General features: G+C 44.4%; 5 protein-coding genes. 1 reads left to right on the forward strand and 4 read right to left on the reverse strand.

The window, feature by feature from the left end:
* Nucleotides 1–117: 117 nt before the first annotated feature.
* Both trxB and AC1DU2_RS27030 read right to left on the reverse strand, forming a co-directional pair.
* Nucleotides 118–1,074: a thioredoxin-disulfide reductase gene (trxB, locus tag AC1DU2_RS27025; protein WP_477388322.1), complete on the reverse strand. Its 957-nt coding sequence runs from the start codon at nucleotides 1,072–1,074 to the stop codon at nucleotides 118–120.
* Between the two features lie 73 nt (nucleotides 1,075–1,147).
* Entirely contained in the window at nucleotides 1,148–2,320 is a 1,173-nt protein-coding gene (locus AC1DU2_RS27030) for a dipeptidase (protein ID WP_477388324.1), read from the reverse strand.
* A 422-nt stretch (nucleotides 2,321–2,742) separates the two neighbouring features.
* Between AC1DU2_RS27030 and AC1DU2_RS27035 the strand changes: the two genes are divergently transcribed.
* The gene (locus AC1DU2_RS27035) at nucleotides 2,743–3,306 is read left to right on the forward strand and encodes an OmpH/Skp family outer membrane protein (protein ID WP_477365270.1); all 564 of its coding nucleotides are present in this window, start codon (nucleotides 2,743–2,745) and stop codon (nucleotides 3,304–3,306) included.
* 277 nt (nucleotides 3,307–3,583) lie between these two features.
* Here AC1DU2_RS27035 and AC1DU2_RS27040 read toward each other — a convergent pair whose 3' ends face one another.
* A complete protein-coding gene (locus tag AC1DU2_RS27040; RefSeq protein ID WP_477365266.1) occupies nucleotides 3,584–4,009 on the reverse strand; it encodes a DUF3592 domain-containing protein in 426 nt (141 codons plus the stop codon).
* 270 nt (nucleotides 4,010–4,279) lie between these two features.
* Nucleotides 4,280–5,908 (reverse strand): acyl-CoA carboxylase subunit beta, encoded by a 1,629-nt coding sequence (locus AC1DU2_RS27045; protein WP_477368720.1) that lies wholly within the window; start codon nucleotides 5,906–5,908, stop codon nucleotides 4,280–4,282.
* Between the last annotated feature and the right edge of the window lie 255 nt (nucleotides 5,909–6,163).

Here is a 6,163-nt window from a genome sequence, read left to right on the forward strand (position 1 = left end):
CCGTTGTTTTAACAACCAATACAAAAAACACCCAATAAAAAAAGCCACCCGTTTCCAGATGGCTTGCAAATATTTTCACAAAGCCCTCTCCCTTTAAGGGAGGGTTGGGTGGAGCTTTTACGCCGTTACCACATGCGCTTTACCGGCAAGGTAACGCTCGGCATCAATGGCAGCCATACAGCCGGTGCCTGCCGCTGTTACGGCCTGACGGTATATATGGTCCTGGGCATCGCCGCAGCAAAATACGCCCTCTACATTGGTTTCTGTTGATCCGGGGCGGGTAATGATATAACCAGTCTCATCCATATTTAACCAGCCTTTAAAAATATCGGTGTTGGGGTGATGACCTATCGCCACAAAAAAACCGGTAACGTCAAGGTCGGTTTCAATATTGGTAACGTTGTTAATTACCTTAACCGCGGTTACACTTTGGCCATCGCCAAGAATCTCTTTGGTTTCGGTATTATACAGTATCTCGATGTTTGGTGTATTTTTCACGCGGTGTACCATTGCTTTTGAGGCGCGGAATTCATCGCGGCGAACAATCATGTAAACCTTGCGGCATAATTTGGCAAGGTAGGTAGCTTCTTCGGCAGCGGTATCGCCGGCGCCTACAATGGCTACATCCTGGCCTTTAAAAAAGAAACCATCGCATACAGCACAGGCCGAAACGCCAAAGCCGCTGTATTTTTGCTCAGATGGCAACCCCAGCCATTTGGCCGATGCTCCTGTAGAAACAATAACGGTATCGGCAAGAATGGTTTTTACTTCATCAACCACCACTTTATGCGGCAGGCTGGTAAAGTCGACCGAGCTTACGTAGCCAAAACGGATGTCGGTACCCAGGCGTTCGGCCTGTTTCCTGAAATCTTCCATCATTTCGGGGCCCATGATGCCTTCCGGATAACCAGGGAAGTTCTCTACGTCGGTTGTTTGTGTTAGTTGCCCGCCGGCTAATAAACCAGTATACATTACCGGTTTAAGATCGGCTCTTGAGGCATATATGGCAGCAGTATATCCTGCCGGGCCCGATCCGATGATCAGGCATTTTACGTGTTCTAATTCTTCAGACATTTGTTATAAATGAGGCACAAATTTACGGTTTAATAGGTTATTTGACAAACGGAATATAGTCAGCGCTTTGCCATCATTTCCCTGTATTTGCCTTTAAAACCCGCATCACATTGCCGCCTAAAATTTTATCGATATCTTTTTCGGTGTAGTTTAGTTTCAGCAGTTCTCCGGTAATTTTTGGATAATCGCTCACGCTATCCAGGCCCAGCGGATAGGATTCGGCACCATCAAAGTCCGAGCCGATGCCTACATGATCTACCCCTATTAGCTTCACTATGTAATCAATATGATGGATGAGCAAACTCAGCGGCGGGCGAATTTTGTCCGATTCGGCTTTATACATCGCATTCAGCCTGATGTTGGCCAGGTCGCCATCATTGTAAATTTTGGTGAGCGAATCCAGCTCGGCTTTATGCTGATGTAAAAACACGGCCACTTTTGGCGAATAGGCGCTATCCACAAATCCGCTGTAAAAATTAAGGCAGATCACTCCCCCGTTTTTGGCCAGGGCTTTCAGCTGATCGTCTTTCATATTGCGCCTGCTTGGGTCAATACTCCAGGCACAACTATGCGATGCAATAACCGGTTTGGTGGTGGTAGCCAGCACATCGTAAAAGGTACGTTCGCCTACGTGCGATACATCAACCATAACACCCAATTGGTTCAGGTGCTTAACAATTTGCTTACCATAGTCGGTGAGGCCTAAAAATTTCAGGCTGTCTTTTTTGGTCACCTCATCGCGGGCCGAAGTTGCCCATGAGGTGCTGTTGTTCCAGGTGAGGGTTAAATAATTCATGCCGCGTTTGGCCAGGCTGTCAATATAATCCATGCGGTCTTCAATCATATGCCCGCCTTCAACCCCTATCAGTGCGGCCAGCTTTTTCTGGTCTATCACTTTTTTCAGTTCGGCGCTGTTGTGTACCAGCGTAATTTTATCCGGATAGCGTTTAATAAGGGCGTACAAAGAATCAATTTCGCGGTTGGCAAAAGCAAAGGCGGTACCTTTGCCATAGTTTTCGCCACACCAGATAGAGAAAATCTGTGCATCCAACCCTCCCTCTCTGGCGCGTACCAAATCAAAATCGCCCTCGGTTTGCCGTTTACCCAAATCAAACTTCGTAATCAGTTGGTTAGATAATACATCGTTATGAGTATCTATTAAAATTGCTTTCTGGTGAATTTTAGCGGCATCCTGCGCGCAAAGCTTTAAAGAAAAGAAAAGTAAAGGCAACAGCAGTTTTTTCATAGCGTCAAGATAAAAATTTCGGGGATATTATATGCTTTTTTTATAAAAAATGAAGCCACCATCACAACACGAGCAAGGGAAATCGCCTTTAAAAGTTGATCATGGAGGGAGGTAGCTCCTAAGGAGCAAAAAGGGTTAACTGTTTGTTTTCTACAAACGGGTAGCCCCTACGAGGCAGCGTAAAAGTGTATTATCTTTTAAAGGTTAACCGTTTTTAAAGCGATTTTTCTGCAATAGTAGCACCGCTTGTCGCTTTTAAGTAACCCCTTACTTCTTCTGAAAATTATTAAAAATGAAATTATGGTTATCCATATAAAACACAAAATCAGAACAATAATGAGAAGATATTTTTATTTTTTCCTGAATGGGCGGGCCCTTTTAGTTTTAACCTGTAACTTGGCGGTTTTTAAATCATATAAATTATGAAGCATACTATCATCGCCGCGTTTATTATATTGACCTCGCTTGCCGCAAGTGCGCAAACCGCACCTGCAACCGGCACTGTCAATACAGTTGTCTTTGTTAATTCAGATTCGCTTATTAACAATTATGAATATTATAAAGCTGTGAAATTTAAATTGCAGGATCTTTCGCAAAGAGCCCAAGCCGAAATTACTGCAAAAGGCACAGCATTTCAAAAGGAAGTAGCCACTTATCAAAAAACCGCAGCTTCACTTAGCCTGGTACAGCGTACCGCTACAGAAAAACGCCTGGCAGCAAAACAACAGGCATTACAAGCCCTATCGCAAAATACAGGCAAGCAATTGCAGGATGAAGAAGCTGAGCAAAACACAAAGCTTTACGACCGTATAACCGCATACTTAAAAACTTATACTAAAACAAAAGGCTATAAAATAGTACTTACTTACTCAAAATCAAACCCATCATTGCTTTACGGTGATGAAAGCCTTGATGTGACCAAAGAAGTACTTGCTGGCCTAAATGAGGAATATAAAAAGGAAACCGCTCCTGCTCCGGTGAAGTAACTCCCCATGGCATATCCATGTTACTGTCAGCCTGGGTGGTAAAATTTCGTTAAATTCTGAAAGGGGAATGACATTGTGAAAAGGACTGTCATGGTGAGCTTGTCGAACCATAGCGGGCAAAGGCCTCTACGCGCGACCCTTCGACGGGCTCAGGGTGACAGGCCTACCTGCTTCAAAAATAGAACATGTCATGGGTAGGTACTCAGGACGACAGTCTTTTTATTTTTGGATGTCATTCCGCCTTCACAACCGGCAGATTAAGATTGACAATCATCCGTTAATTTGAAGAATATTGGTTTAATATATAGTAAATTAATACACCTGCTAATATCGCCACCCCTATCAAGGCAAGTACCCATCCGAAAATTTTAGTTGAAAAGTTATCAATTATAAAATGCTTTTGATCTGCAGGGTCATATATTATTTTGACAATGTCCCCTTCTTTATATACAGAAGGATTAGAACCAACACCATATTCTTCGGTTATCCAATTTTTATCTAAAGTAACATACCTAATTACCGGATAGTATAAAAGCATCCGGTCTGTTCCGCTGCTTAAGCGCTCTTCTAATCTAAAAACAACACCATCAACCTTAATTCCGGATTTCAGTAATTTACGACGTTCATTTATTTTCCCTATCCCCCAAACTATAAGAAAGGTTCCACCAGCCAATAATATTAATTCGTCAATTGTTGCATTCATAACACGATTTAAGGATTTAGCAAGATTAACCGGATTTTTTTCTGAACCGCGATTAAGCAGATTGATCAGATTTTTTGGATTTTTTATTATCTTGTTGGCTATTTTATTCAGACCTCAGACCTCAGACCTCAGACCTCAGACCTCAGACCTCAGAACTCAGAACTCAGACCTCAGAACTCACAACTCAGACCTCACAACTCACAACTCAGACCTCACAACTCACAACTACTCACTACTCACTACTCACTACTCACTACTCACTACTCACTACTAAGTCTGTATCACCCCCACATTAAACGCTTTTTCAATAGGCGCATGGTTAGCAGCCTCTATACCCATGGATATTACTTTACGGGTTTCTAATGGATCGATTATGCCATCAACCCAAAGCCGTGCAGCTGCATAGTATGGCGTGGTTTGGCTGTTATACCTGTCGGTGGTTTGTTTTAACAGTTCCTGCTCCTTCACCTCATCTACCAACTCCCCTTTTGCTTTTAGCCCTGCCGACTGCATTTGCACCAGCACTTTGGCAGCCTGCGCGCCGCCCATAACGGCTATTTTTGCCGATGGCCAGGCATATATCAACCGAGGATCATAGGCCTTGCCGCACATGGCGTAGTTACCCGCACCGTAGGAGTTACCTATAACTATGGTAAACTTGGGCACTACCGAATTGGCTACCGCATTTACCATTTTGGCCCCATCTTTTATAATGCCTCCCTGTTCGCTGCGGCTGCCTACCATAAAACCGGTAACATCCTGCAAAAACACCAGTGGAATTTTCTTTTGGTTGCAGTTCATAATAAAACGGGTTGCCTTATCGGCCGAGTCGGAATAGATGACGCCGCCAAACTGCATTTCGCCTTTTTTTGATTTGATCACCTTGCGCTGGTTAGCCACAATGCCTACCGCCCAGCCATCAACCCGGCCCAGGCCGCAAATGATAGATTGGCCATAACCTTCCTTATATTCTTCAAAAGCCGAGTCGTCCAGTAACCGTAAAATAATCTCGCGCATATCGTAAGCCTTCTCGCGGTTATCGGGCAAAATGCCGTAAATATCTTTGGGATCTAACTTGGGCGCGAGGGGTTTTATCCTGTCGAACCCGGCCTTGTTATAGTCGCCTACCATGCTCATAATGTTACGGATAGAATCGAGGCAGGCTTGGTCGTTAGGTTGTTTATAATCGGTAACGCCCGAAATTTCGCAATGCGTGGTAGCGCCGCCCAGGGTTTCGTTATCCACATCCTCGCCTATGGCCGATTTTACAAGGTATGATCCTGCCAGGAAAACCGATCCGGTGCCCTCTACAATCATAGCCTCATCGCTCATGATAGGTAAGTACGCCCCACCCGCCACGCATGAGCCCATGATGGCCGAAATCTGGACGATACCCATACTGCTCATCATGGCATTATTCCTGAAAATGCGGCCGAAATGTTCTTTATCCGGGAATATCTCGTCCTGCAAAGGCAAATACACCCCCGCCGAATCTACCAGGTAAATGATAGGCAGCCGGTTTTCCATGGCTATTTCCTGGGCTCTCAAATTTTTCTTAGCCGTTATCGGGAACCAGGCGCCGGCCTTTACCGTGGCATCATTGGCCACAATTACACATTGCCTGCCCGATACATAGGCAATGCCGCAAACTACACCACCAGACGGGCAGCCGCCATGCTCGGCATACATGCCATCGGCAGTAAAAGCACCAACCTCCAGCCAGGGCTTATCTTTATCTATCAAATAGGCCACCCGCTCGCGCGCCAGCATTTTGCCTTTTTCTTTTTGTTTCAAAGCAGCTTTTTCGCCGCCGCCCAGGTAAACTTTTTTTAACCGGGTTTTAAGCTCATAAACAAGCTGCTTGTTTATATCTTCATTTATATTGAATGACAGATCCATAATTGGTATATAATAGAAAACGTAATTTAGGGATAATTACCGTTGTAAAGGTAATTTTTAGTTTTCAATTGGTCAGGGTTCATTGGTCATTGGTCATTGGTCATTGGTCATTGGTTCATTGGTCATTGGTCATTGGTCATTGGTCATTGGTCATTGGTCATTGGTCATTGGTCATTGGTCATTGGTCATTGGTCATTGGTCATTGGTCATTGGTCATTGGTCATTGGTCATTGGTCATTGGTCATTGGTCATTGG

This window comes from Mucilaginibacter sp. P4_C11, assembly GCF_056402115.1.

Excerpts from the sequence above, each read along its gene's own strand:
- trxB (WP_477388322.1), bottom strand. The coding sequence starts at position 1,074 with ATGTCTGAAGAATTAGAACACGTAAAATGCCTGATCATCGGATCGGGC.
- AC1DU2_RS27030 (WP_477388324.1), bottom strand. The coding sequence starts at position 2,320 with ATGAAAAAACTGCTGTTGCCTTTACTTTTCTTTTCTTTAAAGCTTTGC.
- AC1DU2_RS27035 (WP_477365270.1), top strand. The coding sequence starts at position 2,743 with ATGAAGCATACTATCATCGCCGCGTTTATTATATTGACCTCGCTTGCC.
- AC1DU2_RS27040 (WP_477365266.1), bottom strand. The coding sequence starts at position 4,009 with ATGAATGCAACAATTGACGAATTAATATTATTGGCTGGTGGAACCTTT.
- AC1DU2_RS27045 (WP_477368720.1), bottom strand. The coding sequence starts at position 5,908 with ATGGATCTGTCATTCAATATAAATGAAGATATAAACAAGCAGCTTGTT.